We start from the raw sequence: 944 nt of genomic DNA, 5'->3' as shown, positions 1-944 counted from the left end.
GTTGCGAAGAAGTGATGGTAGGCAGTAGTCGCCCTTATCTGAATCGAGGAATCGTCTGTGAGTGTTGCCGTTGAAACCCTGTTTACTTCCGCGTTGGGTCTGCAAGCTCCGTGGATGGTATCCAGAGTTGAGCTCGATACAACCAAGCGCCGGATCGATTTCGAAGTGTCCTGCGACGCGAAAAAGTTACCGTGTCCAGCATGCGGGGTGAACGGACAAGGCATCCATGATCGGGTCAGACGTGACTGGCGTCATCTCGATTTTTTCCAGTTCGAGGCATGGCTGCACGCCGACGTGCCGCGCGTCGATTGCAGTGCCTGCGGCAAGACCACGGCTGTGGAGGTTCCGTGGGCGCGGCCGGGCAGCGGCTTCACCCTGCTGTTCGAGGCGCTGGGCCTGTCGCTGTGCCAATCCCTGCCGGTCGCGCAGGCGGCCTCCCTGTTGCGGGTGAACGCCAGGCGGCTGTGGCGCCGGATCGAACACTATGTCGGGACGGCGCGCGCCAGGCAAACGATGGACGGGGTCAAGGTGATCGGCATCGACGAGACCAGTATCAGACGCGGCCATGATTACGTCACGGTGGTACATGACCTGGAAGCGAAACGCCTGCTGTTCATGACCGAGGGCAGCGACCACAAGAGCGTCACCGAATTCAAGGCCGACCTGGTCGCGCACGGCGGCAATCCTGATGAGATCAGGCACGCCTGCATGGATATGGGCGCCGCCTATATCAAGGGCGTCACCGAAGCCTTGCCGCAAGCGCAGATCAGCTTCGACCGGTTCCACGTGATCGCCCTGGCCAACGAGGCGATGGACGAGGTGCGGCGTGAAGAGATGCGGGAACAGCCGGAGCTCGTGCGGGCTGCGCTGGGGACCCAGCGCAAGACGATCCAAGGCCTGATGTGGGGCATGCGCGGCAATCCCGCTGACTGGAACAGGGATCA

The 944-nt window shown here is 62.0% G+C and carries 1 protein-coding gene; it reads left to right on the top strand.

Going from position 1 to position 944, the window contains the following annotated elements; genetic code table 11:
• Nucleotides 1-57 precede the first annotated feature (57 nt).
• The coding region (locus BSU04_RS00210) for an ISL3 family transposase (protein ID WP_144021077.1) at nucleotides 58-944 on the top strand (887 nt) is incomplete at its 3' end.

This window comes from Caballeronia sordidicola, assembly GCF_002220365.1.
In the GTDB taxonomy this organism is placed as follows: domain Bacteria; phylum Pseudomonadota; class Gammaproteobacteria; order Burkholderiales; family Burkholderiaceae; genus Caballeronia; species Caballeronia sordidicola_C.
This window is presented reverse-complemented; position numbering and strand designations above follow the sequence as displayed.